Source organism: Streptomyces sp. NPDC008238, from assembly GCF_042956445.1.
In the GTDB taxonomy this organism is placed as follows: domain Bacteria; phylum Actinomycetota; class Actinomycetes; order Streptomycetales; family Streptomycetaceae; genus Actinacidiphila.
Genome location: NZ_JBIBGK010000008.1, coordinates 162722 through 175936, shown reverse-complemented (window position 1 = coordinate 175936; position 13215 = coordinate 162722). Strand labels below are relative to the sequence as shown.

The following is a 13215-nucleotide window of genomic DNA, read 5'->3' as shown; positions in this document are numbered from 1 at the left end:
TCGGCGCCCTCAGCCCTTCAGCCCGGTGAGCGACTCCGGGTCCAGGGTGCCGTGCCGCTTGCGCAGTTGGATGACGAGGCTGAGCAGCAGCGCGGTCACCACCGCGCCCACCACGACGTCGGTCAGGGTCAGCGCCTGCACGACCGGATCGACGACCGGGGTGTGCACGGAGGCGTCGGAGAAGACGGGGGCGGTGCCGCCGCGCCGGTAGCCGACGGCCAGCAGCAGCACGTACGTCCCGGCCTGGGCGACGCTGAGGCAGCCCACGGCCTGGATGAGGTCACGGCTGGTCACCAGCCCGTACATGCCGGCCAGGAAGACCCAGCCCGCCACGAGGTAGGGCAGCACGCTCACTTGTCGGTCACCTCCACGGCCTGGTCGAGGAAGGAGGCGAGCAGGACGACGACGCCCGAGCCCACCTCCACCCCGACGGCGGCGTTGATCAGCGGCACGAGCCCGCCGGAGGCCAGGTCGCGGAAGGTCCCCAGCGGCAGCGTGTTGGCCAGGTACGCGCCGGCCACCGCCAGCCCCACCAGCCCCAGCGCGGTGAACGCCGCCGCCGCGAGGGCGTCCGTCACCTCCAGGACGGCCAGCGGGCGCACCCGGCCCAGCACCCGGTAGTCGGCGGCCACGTACGCAAGGTGCAGGCCCGCGGCCAGCACCACCCCGCCCTGGAAGCCGCCGCCGGGGCTCAACTGGCCGTGCGCGACGACGTACCAGCCGGTCAGCAGCGCCACCGGCAGCAGCAGCGCGCCGAACAGCCGCGTGGCCGGCAGCACCGACCGGGGCGCCGGGCCGACCTTGCGCTCGTCGCGGGCCAGCCGCAGCAGCACGGTGGCCCCCAGGACCGCCGCGAACAGCACCGACTCCTCGCCGAGGGTGTCGAAGGCCCGCTGGTCGAAGTTGACCGAGGAGACCACGTTCGCCGTGTGCCGGGACAGGGCCGCGGAGACCGCCCGCTCGCCGTAGGGGTGGACGTCACCGCCGAACGGGGGCAGTTCGGCACAGGCCAGTGCCCAGCCCGCGAACAGCACCGCGGCGGCGACGGCGAACAGCCGGATCCGCGTGGCGCGGCTCACCGGCCGTCCCGCCCGCGCCGCCCGGTCCGCCCGTCCCGCTCGGCCGCGGGCCCGCGCCGGACCCGGCGCACGGTGAGCAGGATCAGCAGCGGCGTCAGAACCGAGCCGACGGCCAGTTGCGACAGCGCCACGTCGGGGGCCTGGAACACGGTGAACAGCAGCGCGAGCGCCAGGCCCAGGAAGGCCAGGACGACGGACTGCCGCACCGGGTCGCGGGTCAGTACGGCCGCCGTGGCGGTGACCGCCACCAGCAGGAGCGCGATCACGGCCGGCGCATCGGTGCCCGTCACGTGGAGGGTTCCCTTCGCTCGTCCATGCGCACGGTCAGCCGCCCGAGCGCCATCGTGGTCACGGTGCCGCCGGCGGCCAGCAGCAGCCCGACGAACAGCAGCTTCAGGGCGGCCCGGCCCGGTCCCGTCTCCACCGCGAGGGCCAGCGCCACCAGGGGGGCGCCGAGCGCGCCGGCGGGGGAGAGGGCGTGCAGGCGGCGGTAGGGGCCGGGCAGCAGGACCAGCGCCGCGGCGGACAGCAGGAGCACCGCGCAGCCCGCGACCAGCAGGGCCAGCGCGATGACGTGACGGGCCGTCATGTCGCCGCACCGCCGCCCTCGTGCGGCTCCCCGGCCAGGAAGCGGGTGAAGACCAGGGTGCCCACCGGACCCAGTACGGCGAGCACCAGCGCGAGATCGGTGTACGAGGAGCGCCCGAACCCCTGGGCCAGCAGCAGGAAGACGACCGCCACAAGAGTCGTCGCCAGGCTCGTGCCGGCGAGCCGGACGTGCGCCGGCCCGCGCAGCGCCAGCCAGGCGCACGGGCCGAGCCCGGCGGCCATGAGCACGGTGGCCGCGATCAGCCAGGCGTTCATCCCCGTACCTCCTCGGCCCCCAGCGCGCGCTCCATCGCCGACGTCCCGGCGCCGAGCCGGTGCACCGTGACGACGCGTTCGCCGCTGTCGTCGACGTCCACCACGAGGGTGCCCGGGGTGGCGGACAGCATCGCCGTCGCCCATCCCGCCCCCACGCCCTCGGGCAGCCGCAGCGTCTGCAGCCCGCCGCGGTGGGCCCGCCCGCCGAAGGCGGCGACGGCCAGTTGCCAGGTCTCCGTGAGCACCGCGCCCGGCCAGGCGCGTACCGCACGCGCCGCGTGCCGCGCACCGCCCGGCGTCGCGCCGGAGGCCGTCCGCACCGTGCGCGTGGCGATGCCGGCCAGCAGCGCGCCGGCCGCGCCGACCGCGACCTCCAGCACCGTGACCGGCCCGATCAGCACCACGTACAGGGCGAGCAGCACGAGCAGCCACCCCGTCACCTCGGCCGCCCTGCGCCGCATCCTGCCCTCCCGTTCCCGTCCGCCGCCCCGCCCGCCAGGTCTACCGGCCGCGGCGCCGGGGGCCCGCCCCGCGCGCCGCCCGCGTGGCCGCTGCCACCCGTTCGCCGCACCGCGGTCGAAGCGCGTGTACCCGCGCATCGGCGGGCCAGTCACCCCATCGGGGGATCGGGAATGCCCCCTTTGTAGCTATATGCTCCGCATGGGGCGATGGTTGACGACGTGCAAGGAGAAGGCAGTGGTGAAGAGTTGGCGCGCGGTGGCGGTCGTCCTGGCACTCGCGGCGACGGGGTTCCTGGCGTCCTGCGACGCGGGCGGCGACGGGGCACCCGGTGCCGACGTCACCGGCTCCGCCGTCCCCTCGGGGAAGGGGTCGCCCGGCGGCGCGACCGACGGGTCCTCCCCGCGCTCCTACGAGATCTCCGGCGCGAAGGCGCTCGACGTGCGCAACGAGAACGGTTCCGTGCGGATCACCGTGGGCAGCGGGCCGATGTCGGTGACCGAGACCCTGGAGTACGGCGCCGTGAAGCCGGCCACCCGCCATCGGGTCGAGGGCGGCACCTTGAGGCTGACCGGCTCCGGGTGCGGGAACAGCCGGCCGTGCAAGGTCGACTACGTCGTCAGGGTGCCCGCCTCGACGCCCGTCAGCGTCAGGGTGCGCAACGGGCAGGTCGAGGCGGACGGCGTCACCGGCGCGGTCGACCTCGGCACCGGCAACGGCGGCGTCACCGGCACCGCCCTCGGCGCCCGCCGGGCCTCGCTGACGAGCGAGAACGGCACGGTGGAGGCGACCTTCGAGGCCGCGCCGGAGGAGGTCACCACCACGACCGGGAACGGCATGGTCACCGTCACCGTGCCCCCCGGAACCGCCTACGACGTGCGCGCCCGGACCGGCGTCGGGATGAGCGAGGTGAGCGTGCCGACCGATGCGTCGTCGGCGCGCAGGATCACCGCCACCACCGGGAACGGCATGGTCACGGTGCGGACGGGCTGACCGCCCGCCCGGGGCACCGCGGCGAACGGCGGTGCCCCGGGAGCCGTGCGGTCAACCGCGGACGGCCCCCTCGGTCGCGCCCGCGATGAAGCCCCGCGCGAAGAGCGCGAAGACCAGCACCAGGGGCGCCGAGGCGAGCAGCACGGCGGCCATCACGACGCTGTAGTCGGTGGAGCGGCCGACGTTCAGCTGGGCCAGCGCGACCTGGAGCGTGATGTGCTCGGGGTTGACCAGGGCGATCAGCGGCCAGACGTAGTCGTTCCAGGCGTTGACGAAGGCGTAGATGCCGAGGAACGCCAGCGCCGGGCGGATCATGGGCAGCACCACGTGCCAGTACTGGCGCAGGAAGCCGCAGCCGTCCATGCGGGCGGCGTCGAGGAGTTCGTCGGGAACGCCGCCGCTGATGTACTGGCGCAGCCAGAAGATGCCGAAGGCGTTGGCGAGCGCGGGCGGGATGAGCGCCTTGAGCGTGCCGAGCCAGCCCAGGTGCATCATGATCAGGTATTGCGGGATGATCGCCAGCTGCAGCGGCAGCATCATGAAGACGAGGAGCACCCCGAAGAGCCACCTGCGTCCGGGGAAGTCGAACTTGGCGAAGGCGAACGCCGCGATCGAGTCGACGAAGAGCACGAGCAGGGTCGAGACGCAGGCGACGGCCAGCGTGTTGAGCATCGAGCCGAAGAAGTCGACGCTGTCGAGCACCGTGCGGACGTTGTCCAGCAGGTGCGGGCCGAAGGAGACCTTGGGCGGCGTCCGGTAGATGTCGCGCGTGGTGTTGGTCGCCATGACGATCGTCCAGTAGAACGGGAAGATCGAGACGAGGACCGCGGCGATCAGCACGAGGTGGGCGTAGAGCCCCTTGGGCCGCAGCGACCGTGCGGTGCGCGTCATGACTTCCTCCCGCGCTGTACGAGGCGCCAGTTGACGGCGACGAGCACCAGGATGAGCACGAAGAACGCCCAGACGATGGCGGCGCCGTAGCCGAAGTCGTTGTTGGAGAACGCGGATTGGTAGAAGTAGAGCAGCGTGGTCAGGCCGGCCTGGCCGGGGCCGCCGAGATTGGCGTTGGCCGCGTTGCTGCCGAACAGCACCTGCGGTTCGGTGAAGCTCTGCAGACCGTTGACCGTCGAGATGACCACGGTGAAGAGGATGACCGGACGCAGGATCGGCACCGTGATGCGGAAGAAGGTCCGCACCGGCCCCGCCCCGTCGATCCTCGCCGCCTCGTAGACCTCGCCGGGGATGGCCTGCATCCCCGCCAGGTAGATGATCATGTTGTAGCCGGTCCACTGCCAGGTCATCAGCAGCGCGATGACCAGCTTGATGGTCCACGGATTGCTCATCCACTGGACCTCGGGCAGGCCAGCCATGTGCAGGATCGCGTTGACCAGGCCGAAGTTGTTGCTGAAGACCGCGCCGAAGAAGATCGCGATGGCGACGATCGAGGTGACGTTCGGCAGGAAGAGCGCGATCCGGTAGAAGGACTTGAAGCGCCGCACCGAGTTGAGCAGCGTGGCCAGCACCAGCGCCCCGAAGAGCGTCGGCACCGTCGACAGCACCCAGATGGCCAGGGTGTTGCGGATCGACAGCCAGAAGACCGGGTCGTCCATCAGGAAGCGGAACTGCTGCAACCCGACGAACTGCATCTCGCCGATGCCGTCCCAGCGCTGGAAGGCCAGGTAGAGCGAGTAGAACACCGGCCAGAGCATGAACACGCCGAAGACCAGGTAGAACGGCGAGATCGCCAGGTACTGCGGCCAGAAGGAGAGCACCCCGCGCCGGGCGGCGCGCGGCGCCGGCGGCAGATGGTGCGCGGGCGCGGAACGGCGCGGACGGAAGCGCGGCCGCCCCGCCCCGCCGTCGGTGGTGCCCACCGCGACGGAGCCGGGGCCGGTGGTCGGAGGCGCCGCCATGTCAGCGCACGCCCTGCCGCTGCGCGATCTGCTTGGCCTGGGCCACCGCGTCCTTCCACGCGTCGTCCGGCTTCTTGCCCTTGGTCTCGATGTTGGTCAGCTCGGTCTTGAACGTGGCCATGACGGCCGCGTCCGCCGGGGCCTCGTACGCCGCCGGGATCGCCTTGGCGGCCGGCCCGAAGACGTCGATGGTCTTCTGGCCGCCGAAGTACGGGTCGCCGGAGGTCATCTGCGGCATGGCGTACGCGGCGGGGGCGGCCGGGAAGATCGCGGCGTCGGCGAAGCCGCGGGCGTCGTTGGCGGGGCTCAGCAGCCAGCTCACGACCTTGAAGGCCTGCTCGGGGTTGCGGCACTGGCGGGGCAGCGCCAGGAACGAGCCGCCGAGGTTGGACGGGCCGCCCGGCATCGGGGCCACCCGCCACTTGCCCTTGGAGTCGGGGGCGGCGGAGGAGATGTCCAGGGCGTGCCAGGCGGCGCCGAGTTCGGTCGCCAGGGTGCCCTTGGCGATGGCCGCGTTCCAGCTGTTGTCGTTGATCTTGGCGTCGAGCCCCAGCTGGTACGGCCGGACGGCCAGGTCCCAGGCGGCACGGATGTGGTCCTGGTCGCCGACGAAGTGGTTGCCGGCGTCGATGAAGCGCTGCGTGCCCTGCCCGACGGCGATGTCGAAGACCGCGCTCGCGCTGTTGATCAGCGACGCCGACGGCACCGCCTTGTGCAGTTCCCGGCCCGCGTCCAACCAGTCGTCCCAGGTCTTGATCTGCGCCGCGACCTCGCTCGGCTCGGAGGGCAGCCCGGCCTGCTCGAAGAAGTCCGCGCGGTAGAACATCGCGGTGGGGCCGATGTCGATCGGGAAGCCGATCTGCCGGCCGTCCTCGCTGCGCGCCAGCTTGGTCTTCCACTCCAGGTACTGCGGGGCGATGTCCTTGAAGCCCAGCTCGTTCAGGTCCAGGAAGCGGTTGGCGTTGGGCAGGAACGAGGCCATGTCCTCGCCCTTGATGCCGGTGATGTCGGGCACCGACTGGCCGCCGGTCAGCGTCGTGAGCAACTTCTGCTTGAAGTCGCCGCCTATCTGCGCGGACTTCAGGGTCACCTCGGTGAAGTGCGCCTCGGCGTCCTTGACAACCTTGTCACTCAGCCCGCCGCCCCAGTACCAGAGCGTGAGGTTCTTGCCGTTCCTGGTGCCGCCCGCGCCGCCTCCGCCGCACGCGGCGGTGAGGCCGGCGGCCGCGGCGGTGAGCACGGTCGCCTGCAGGAATCGTCTGCGGGAAAGGTCCACGGGGTTCTCCTACTGCTCGGGCTGATCGGCGTGGTGCGGGCCCGCGGCGGTCGTCGCGGCGGCCGGCACGGCGTGGTCGAGGAAGGCGTACGCGGAGCGCAGTCCGTCGTTGCCGGGGGAGTCGCGCACGGCCCGCCACCAGCGGCCGACGGCGGCCAGGTCCGGTGCGGCGGCGGCGCCCCCGATCCGCCCGACGGACAGCGCGGCGACGAGGTTGGCGAAGCGCAGCCGGTCGGCGAGCGGCCGGCCGGCCAGGGTGGCGGCGACCAGCCCGGCACCGAAGACGTCGCCCGCGCCGGTGGTGTCGACGGCGTCCACCGCGAGGCCCGGCACCGACGCCGTCTCGCCCGTCGAGGAGTCCACCGCCAGGGCGCCCCCGGCGCCGTCGGTGACCACGGCGAGCGGTACCAGGTCGGCCAGCCGGGACAACGCCGCCCGCGGGGTGGTGGTGCGGGTGTAGGCCATCGCCTCGTCGGCGTTGGGCATGAAGGCGTGGCACAGGGCGAGCTGCTCCAGTACCGCCGGGCTCCAGCGCTCCGAGGGGTCCCAGCCGACGTCGGCGAAGACCAGGGTGCCCGCGGCGTGCGCGCGCCCCACCCACTCCAGCGGCTCGGCGCCGATGTGGGCGATCGCGGCCCGGCTGGGCGGCGGTTCGCCGATCATCGCGTCCGGGCCGAGCGGCGGCTCCTGGCCGTGGGTGACCAGCGCCCGGTCGCCGTCGTAGGCGAGGGAGACGGTCACCGGCGTCGGCCATCCGGCGAACCGGCGCGAGCGCGAGAGGTCGACGCCCTCGGCGACGGACAGCTCGTGCCACAGGTGCGTGCCGAGCAGGTCCTCGCCGAAGGCCGCGGACAGCGACGTACGCAGCCCCAGCCTGCTCAGCGCGACCGCGAAGTTGGCGATCCCGCCGGGGGAGGTGCCCATGTCCTTGGTCCACACCTCGGCGCCCGGGGTGGGCGCCGAGGGGAGCCCGGTGAAACCCAGGTCGAAGAAGAGCAGCCCTGACAGGAAGACATCGGCTGCCTCCTCCCGGGTGCTGCCGGCGTGTGTCGACCGCGGCATTGCGACCTACCTCTCCAGGGGCACCGGCGCGGAGCGCGCCCGGTGCTTCGTGTCCCCCCGGTCCAGGCCCGGACGGGGGGACGCCCTGGCCTGAAGTAGGCAAGAGCTTGCATGCTGTGCAGTGGTTTGACAAGGGTCAATCACAAACCTGCTCGACTTTGATTGACTTTGCAGAGAGCCCGGGTAGGGTTCGGGGCATGCTCCCCGACCGACGACATGAGCTGATCCTCCGCGCACTGCGGTCGGACGGCCCCACCTCGGTGACCGCGCTGGCCGAGCGGATCGGCGCCAGCCAGGCCACGATCCGCCGCGACCTCATCCAGCTCGAGGACGAGGGCCTGCTGAAGCGCGTCTACGGCGGCGCGGTCCCGCTGACCGGCGAGGACGACCCGTTCCCCGACGTCGCCGCGGTCCGCGTCGAGGCCAAGGACGCCATCGCCGTCCGCTGCGCCGAGACCATCCAGGACGGCGAGACCGTCCTGCTCGACATCGGGACGACCGCGCTGCGGGTCGCCCGGCACCTGCGCGGCCGCTCGCTCACGGTGATCACCAGCAACCTCGCGGTCTACGAGGAGCTGCAGGACGAGAAGGACGTGCAGTTGGTGCTGCTCGGCGGGGTGGTGCGCCGCGAGTACCGCTCCCTGGTCGGCTTCCTCACCGAGGACAACCTGCGCCAGGTCCGGGCCGACCGGCTGGTGATGGGCACCAGCGGCATCCGTCCGGACGGGCAGATACTGGACACGACCGCCGTGGAGGTACCCGTCAAACGGGCCATGATCGCGGCGAGCGACCAGGTGCTGCTCGTGGCGGACGCCGGGAAGTTCCCCGGCACCGGCATGGCCCGGGTGTGCGGGCCGGAGGACATCGACGTCGTGGTGACCAACGCCCCGGCGGACGCGACGACCCGGACCTCGCTGCGCGAGGCGGGGGTGGAGGTGGTCGAAGTATGAAGCTCACGATTCTCGGCGGTGGCGGCTTCCGCGTCCCGCTGGTCCACCGCGCCCTGCTGGAGGACCGCGCGGAGGGCCGGGTCACCCACGTCACCCTGCACGACCTCGACCCCGCACGGCTGGACGCCATCGTCCGGGTGCTGCGGCAGCAGGCGCAGGGATACCCCGACGCGCCCGAGGTCACCGTCACGACCGACCTCGACGACGCGGTCACCGGCGCCGACTTCGTGTTCTCCGCGATCCGCGTCGGCGGCCTCGCCGGGCGCGTCGTCGACGAGCGCGTCGCCCTCGACGAGGGCGTCCTCGGTCAGGAGACGGTCGGCGCCGGCGGCATCGCCTACGGGCTGCGCACCGTCCCCGTCGCCGTCGACATCGCCCGCAGCATCGCGCGGCTCGCCCCCGACGCCTGGGTCATCAACTTCACCAACCCCGCCGGCCTGGTCACCGAGGCCATGTCCCACCACCTCGGCGACCGCGTCATCGGCATCTGCGACTCGCCGGTCGGCCTCGGCAGGCGGGTGGCGCGCGCCCTCGGCATCGACCCCGGCCGGGCCTGGTTCGACTACGCGGGGCTGAACCACCTCGGCTGGCTGCGCGCGGTGCGCGTGGACGGGGTCGACCTGCTCCCGCGGCTGCTGGCCGACGAGGCGGCGCTCACCTCCTTCGAGGAGGGCAAGCTCTTCGGCGCCGACTGGCTGCGCACCCTCGGCTCGGTGCCCAACGAGTACCTGAACTACTACTACTCCAACCGCGAGGCCGTCGCCGCCGCGCGCGACGCCGAGCACACCCGCGGCGCCTTCCTCCTGGAGCAGCAGCAGCGCTTCTACGAGAAGATGCGCGCCCCGGGCACCGAACCCTTCGCCGCCTGGGACGCCACCCGCCTGGAGCGCGAGACGACCTACGGCGCCGACGTCCGCGAGGCCGCGGGGGCCGGTGAACGCGACTCGTGCGACCTGGAGTCCGGCGGCTACGAGAAGGTCGCCCTCGCCCTGATGCGGGCCATCGCCCTCGACGAGCGCACCACGCTGATCCTCAACGTCCGCAACCGCCGCGCCCTCGAGCCGCTCGACTCCGAGGCCGTCGTCGAGGTGCCCTGCCACGTGGACGCCAACGGGGCCCGCCCCATCGTCGGCGACCCGCTGCCCGGCCACGCCGTCGGCCTGGTCACCGCCGTCAAGGCCGTCGAGCGCGACGTCATCACCGCCGCCACCACCGGCGACGGCGCCGCCGCACTGCGGGCCTTCGCGCTGCACCCGCTCGTCGACTCCGTCGCCGTCGCCCGGCGCCTGCTCGACGGATACCGCAAGCACGTACCCGACCTCGCCTACCTCCGGGACTGAGGGGACCAGCACCCATGCACGACGACCGCAAGCAGGTCGAGGCGCGCCTCGACCGCGTCCTGGAACAGCGCATCCGCCCCGCGGTGTACGGCGCGTCGGTACCGCTGACGCTCACCGCGTGGCACGTGGAGGGCGAACCGGTGCCGGTGGGCGAGGCACTCGCCGCCGAGTACGTGCCCTTCGCGACCGGCGACCGCTGGGGCACCCCCTGGTCGACCAGCTGGATACGCGCCCGGGGCACCGTCCCCGCCGAGTGGGCGGGCCGCCGCGTGGAGGCCGTCTTCGACCTCGGCTTCATCGGCGACTGGCCCGGCGGCCAGGCCGAGGCCCTGGTCCACGACGCCTCCGGCACCCCGGTCAAGGGCATCGAGCCGCGCAACCAGTACGTGCCCGTGGCGAATCCCGCGGCCGGCGGTGAACCGGTGGAACTGCTGCTGGAGGCCGCCGCCAACCCCGACGTCCTGGCCAAGGGCTTCCTGCCGACCCCGCTCGGCGACCGGCTCACCGCCCCCGCCGAGCCGCTGTACACGATGGCCCGCGCCGACCTCGCCGTCCTCGACGAGGACGTGTGGCACCTCGTCCTCGACATCGAGGTCGCCGGTGAGCTGATGCGCGAACTGTCCACGGCCGAGCCGCGCCGCCACGAACTGCTGCGCGCCCTGGAGCGGATGCTCGACGCCCTCGACATCGCCGATGTCGCCGGCACCGCCGCCGCGGCCCGCGCCGAACTCGCCGGGGTGCTGTCCCGGCCCGCCCACGCCAGCGCCCACACGCTGTCCGCGGTCGGCCACGCCCACATCGACAGCGCGTGGCTGTGGCCGCTGCGCGAGACCAGGCGCAAGACCGCCCGTACCTTCTGCAACGTCACCGCGCTCGCGGCCGACTACCCGGAGCTGGTGTTCGCCTGCTCCCAGGCCCAGCAGTACGCCTGGGTCAAGGAGCGCAACCCCGAGGTGTACCGGCGCATGCAGGAGGCGGCGAAGGCCGGCAACTGGGTGCCGGTCGGCGGCATGTGGGTGGAGGCCGACGGCAACCTGCCGGGCGGCGAGGCGATGGCCCGCCAGCTGATCCACGGCAAGCGCTTCTTCGCCGAGGAGTTCGGCGTCGAGTGCCGGGGGGTGTGGCTGCCCGACTCCTTCGGCTACACCGGCGCCTACCCGCAGATCGCCCGGCTGGCCGGGATGGAGTGGTTCCTCACGCAGAAGATCTCGTGGAACCAGACGAACAAGATGCCGCACCACACCTTCTGGTGGGAGGGCATCGACGGCACCCGCATCTTCACGCACTTCCCGCCCGTCGACACCTACAACGCGGTGTTCTCCGGCGAGGAGATGGCCCACGCCGTCCGCAACTACGCCGACAAGGGCGGCGGTACGCGCTCCCTGGTCCCCTTCGGCCACGGCGACGGCGGGGGCGGTCCCACCCGCGAGATGCTGGAGAAGGCCCGGCGGCTGCGCGACCTGGAGGGCTCGGCCAAGGTCGTCGTCCAGGACCCGGACACCTTCTTCCGCGAGGCCCGCGCGGAGTACGAGGACGCCCCGGTGTGGTCCGGCGAGCTCTACCTGGAGCTGCACCGCGCCACCTACACCAGCCAGGCCCGCACCAAGTCCGGCAACCGGCGCGGCGAGCACCTGCTGCGCGAGGCCGAGCTGTGGGCCGCCACGGCCGCGCTGCGCGACCCGTCGTACGCGTACCCGTACGAGGACCTCGACCGGCTGTGGAAGACGGTCCTGCTCCACCAGTTCCACGACATCCTGCCCGGCTCCTCCATCGCGTGGGTGCACCGCGAGGCCGAGGCGACCTACGCCCGCCTGAAGGAGGAGCTGGAGGCGGTCACCGCGGGCGCCGCCGCGGTGGTGGCCGGCGACCCCGGCACCGGGCCGTCGGCGCCGTGGGTGTTCAACACCTCGCCGCGGCCCCGGGCGGAGGTCGTCGCCGTGCCGGCGGCGCCGGACGGAGCCGAGGGCCAGCCGCTCTCCGACGGCCGGGTGGCGGTCTTCGCCGAGCTGCCCGCCTCCGGGGCGGGGCCGGTCGTGGCGGCCGAGCCGGACGGGAGGGTGACCGTCACCGAACGCGTCCTGGACAACGGGCTGGTCCGCGTCGAACTCGACGACGACGGGCTGCTCACCTCGGTGTTCGACCTGCGAGCGGGCCGCGAGGTGCTGGCCCCCGGCGAGCGCGGCAACCTGCTGCGGCTCCACACCGACCTGCCCAACCAGTGGGACGCCTGGGACATCGACCGCCACTACCGGCGGCAGTACACCGACCTGACGGCCGTGGACGCGATCACCGTCGTCGAGGAGGGCCCGCTCGTCGGCGCGATCCGCGTCGAGCGGTCCTTCGGCGGCTCCCGCCTCGCGCAGACCGTACGGCTGCGCGCCGGCAGCCCGCGGATCGACTTCGACACGGAGATCGACTGGCACGAGAGCGAGAAGATCCTCAAGGCGGCCTTCCCGCTGGACGTGCACGCCGACCGCAGCGCGGCCGAGATCCAGTTCGGGCACGTCTTCCGGCCCACCCACACCAACACCAGCTGGGACGCGGCCCGTTTCGAGGTGTTCTGCCACCGCTGGGCGCACGTGGCGGAGCCCGGGTACGGCGTGGCCGTGCTCAACGACTCGACCTACGGCCACGACGTGGGCCGCACCTCACGCGAGGACGGCGGGACCACCACGACGCTGCGGCTCAGCCTCGTCCGCGCGCCCCGCGTCCCCGACCCGCACGCCGACCAGGGCCCGCACCGCATGACGTACGCGCTGCTGCCCGGCGCGGCCGTCGAGGACGCCGTGGCGGGCGGCTACGAGCTCAACCTGCCGCTGCGGGTCACCGCCGGGGCCGCGGACGCCGGGCCGGCGGCGCCCCTGGTGACGCTCGACGGCACGCGGGCCGCGATCGAGGCGGTCAAGCTCGCCGACGACCGCTCCGGCGACGTCGTCGTCCGGCTGTACGAGTCCCTCGGCGGGCGCGCCGCGACGACCCTGCGGGCCTCGTTCCCCGTGGCGCGGGTGCAGGTCACGGACCTGCTGGAACGCCCGCTGGAGGGGGAGGAGGCGGAGCTCGGGCCCGACGGCGGGGTCCGGCTGGCCCTGCGGCCGTTCCAGATCCTCACCCTGCGTCTCACGCCGAGCGCGTAGCCGCCCCACCGCCCGGAGCGGTCCGGCCACCGGCCGCCCCACCGTTCCGGGCCGTCGGGGGGGGGGGGCCCCCCCCCCCCCCCCCCCCCCCGCCCCCCCCCCCCCCCCCCCGGGGGGGGCCCCCCCCCCCCCCAAAACCCCCCGC

General features: G+C 73.4%; 14 protein-coding genes. 4 read left to right on the top strand and 10 right to left on the bottom strand.

The features are described 5' to 3' along the window. Positions 1-9: 9 nt before the first annotated feature. The 6 genes from ACFZAU_RS19485 to ACFZAU_RS19460 are packed head-to-tail and all read right to left on the bottom strand — an operon-like array spanning position 10 to position 2404. Positions 10-354, bottom strand: a complete 345-nt coding sequence (locus ACFZAU_RS19485; protein WP_500553181.1) for a sodium:proton antiporter — start codon at positions 352-354, stop codon at positions 10-12. After that, a complete protein-coding gene (locus ACFZAU_RS19480) occupies positions 351-1079 on the bottom strand; it encodes an MnhB domain-containing protein (protein WP_500553180.1) in 729 nt (242 codons plus the stop codon). The genes ACFZAU_RS19485 and ACFZAU_RS19480 overlap by 4 nt, the downstream gene beginning before the upstream one ends. Beyond that, positions 1076-1369, bottom strand: a complete 294-nt coding sequence (locus tag ACFZAU_RS19475) for a Na(+)/H(+) antiporter subunit B (protein ID WP_499600843.1) — start codon at positions 1367-1369, stop codon at positions 1076-1078. Before ACFZAU_RS19475 ends, ACFZAU_RS19480 begins: the two co-directional genes overlap by 4 nt. Next, positions 1366-1668, bottom strand: coding sequence for a monovalent cation/H(+) antiporter subunit G (locus ACFZAU_RS19470; protein WP_500553179.1), 303 nt, complete (start codon positions 1666-1668; stop codon positions 1366-1368). The genes ACFZAU_RS19475 and ACFZAU_RS19470 overlap by 4 nt, the downstream gene beginning before the upstream one ends. Continuing rightward, positions 1665-1943, bottom strand: a complete 279-nt coding sequence (locus ACFZAU_RS19465; RefSeq protein ID WP_499600841.1) for an MrpF/PhaF family protein — start codon at positions 1941-1943, stop codon at positions 1665-1667. The genes ACFZAU_RS19470 and ACFZAU_RS19465 overlap by 4 nt, the downstream gene beginning before the upstream one ends. Further along, a complete protein-coding gene (locus tag ACFZAU_RS19460; RefSeq protein WP_500553178.1) occupies positions 1940-2404 on the bottom strand; it encodes a Na+/H+ antiporter subunit E in 465 nt (154 codons plus the stop codon). Before ACFZAU_RS19460 ends, ACFZAU_RS19465 begins: the two co-directional genes overlap by 4 nt. A 235-nt stretch (positions 2405-2639) precedes the next feature. On the opposite strand from ACFZAU_RS19460, the gene ACFZAU_RS19455 reads away from it, so the two are divergent. Then, positions 2640-3395: a DUF4097 family beta strand repeat-containing protein gene (locus ACFZAU_RS19455; protein WP_500553177.1), complete on the top strand. Its 756-nt coding sequence runs from the start codon at positions 2640-2642 to the stop codon at positions 3393-3395. Positions 3396-3446: 51 nt separating this feature from the next. Here ACFZAU_RS19455 and ACFZAU_RS19450 read toward each other — a convergent pair whose 3' ends face one another. The 4 genes from ACFZAU_RS19450 to ACFZAU_RS19435 form a co-directional block, all read right to left on the bottom strand. Then, positions 3447-4286 carry a carbohydrate ABC transporter permease gene (locus tag ACFZAU_RS19450; RefSeq protein ID WP_500553176.1) on the bottom strand — a complete coding sequence of 280 codons (840 nt, stop codon included), beginning with the start codon at positions 4284-4286 and terminating at the stop codon, positions 3447-3449. Continuing rightward, a complete protein-coding gene (locus ACFZAU_RS19445) occupies positions 4283-5167 on the bottom strand; it encodes a carbohydrate ABC transporter permease (RefSeq protein ID WP_499600938.1) in 885 nt (294 codons plus the stop codon). The genes ACFZAU_RS19450 and ACFZAU_RS19445 overlap by 4 nt, the downstream gene beginning before the upstream one ends. Positions 5168-5309: 142 nt before the next feature. Continuing rightward, a complete protein-coding gene (locus ACFZAU_RS19440; protein WP_500553175.1) occupies positions 5310-6584 on the bottom strand; it encodes an ABC transporter substrate-binding protein in 1275 nt (424 codons plus the stop codon). Between the two features lie 9 nt (positions 6585-6593). Further along, complete coding sequence (locus ACFZAU_RS19435) at positions 6594-7646, bottom strand: carbohydrate kinase family protein (RefSeq protein WP_500553174.1); 1053 nt, start codon at positions 7644-7646, stop codon at positions 6594-6596. Between the two features lie 197 nt (positions 7647-7843). Between ACFZAU_RS19435 and ACFZAU_RS19430 the strand changes: the two genes are divergently transcribed. From ACFZAU_RS19430 to ACFZAU_RS19420, 3 genes are read left to right on the top strand one after another with little or no spacing between them, the layout of a single operon-like run. Then, positions 7844-8596, top strand: a complete 753-nt coding sequence (locus tag ACFZAU_RS19430; RefSeq protein ID WP_499600835.1) for a DeoR/GlpR family DNA-binding transcription regulator — start codon at positions 7844-7846, stop codon at positions 8594-8596. Beyond that, the gene (locus ACFZAU_RS19425; RefSeq protein WP_500553173.1) at positions 8593-9936 is read left to right on the top strand and encodes a 6-phospho-beta-glucosidase; all 1344 of its coding nucleotides are present in this window, start codon (positions 8593-8595) and stop codon (positions 9934-9936) included. Before ACFZAU_RS19430 ends, ACFZAU_RS19425 begins: the two co-directional genes overlap by 4 nt. Before the next feature lie 14 nt (positions 9937-9950). Next, on the top strand, positions 9951-13070 hold the full coding sequence (locus ACFZAU_RS19420; RefSeq protein WP_500553172.1) for an alpha-mannosidase: 3120 nt from the start codon (positions 9951-9953) through the stop codon (positions 13068-13070). Positions 13071-13215: the final 145 nt, after the last annotated feature.

Excerpts from the sequence above, each read along its gene's own strand:
- ACFZAU_RS19465 (WP_499600841.1), bottom strand. The coding sequence starts at position 1,943 with ATGAACGCCTGGCTGATCGCGGCCACCGTGCTCATGGCCGCCGGGCTC.
- ACFZAU_RS19470 (WP_500553179.1), bottom strand. The coding sequence starts at position 1,668 with ATGACGGCCCGTCACGTCATCGCGCTGGCCCTGCTGGTCGCGGGCTGC.
- ACFZAU_RS19460 (WP_500553178.1), bottom strand. The coding sequence starts at position 2,404 with ATGCGGCGCAGGGCGGCCGAGGTGACGGGGTGGCTGCTCGTGCTGCTC.
- ACFZAU_RS19420 (WP_500553172.1), top strand. The coding sequence starts at position 9,951 with ATGCACGACGACCGCAAGCAGGTCGAGGCGCGCCTCGACCGCGTCCTG.
- ACFZAU_RS19435 (WP_500553174.1), bottom strand. The coding sequence starts at position 7,646 with ATGCCGCGGTCGACACACGCCGGCAGCACCCGGGAGGAGGCAGCCGAT.
- ACFZAU_RS19425 (WP_500553173.1), top strand. The coding sequence starts at position 8,593 with ATGAAGCTCACGATTCTCGGCGGTGGCGGCTTCCGCGTCCCGCTGGTC.
- ACFZAU_RS19430 (WP_499600835.1), top strand. The coding sequence starts at position 7,844 with ATGCTCCCCGACCGACGACATGAGCTGATCCTCCGCGCACTGCGGTCG.
- ACFZAU_RS19450 (WP_500553176.1), bottom strand. The coding sequence starts at position 4,286 with ATGACGCGCACCGCACGGTCGCTGCGGCCCAAGGGGCTCTACGCCCAC.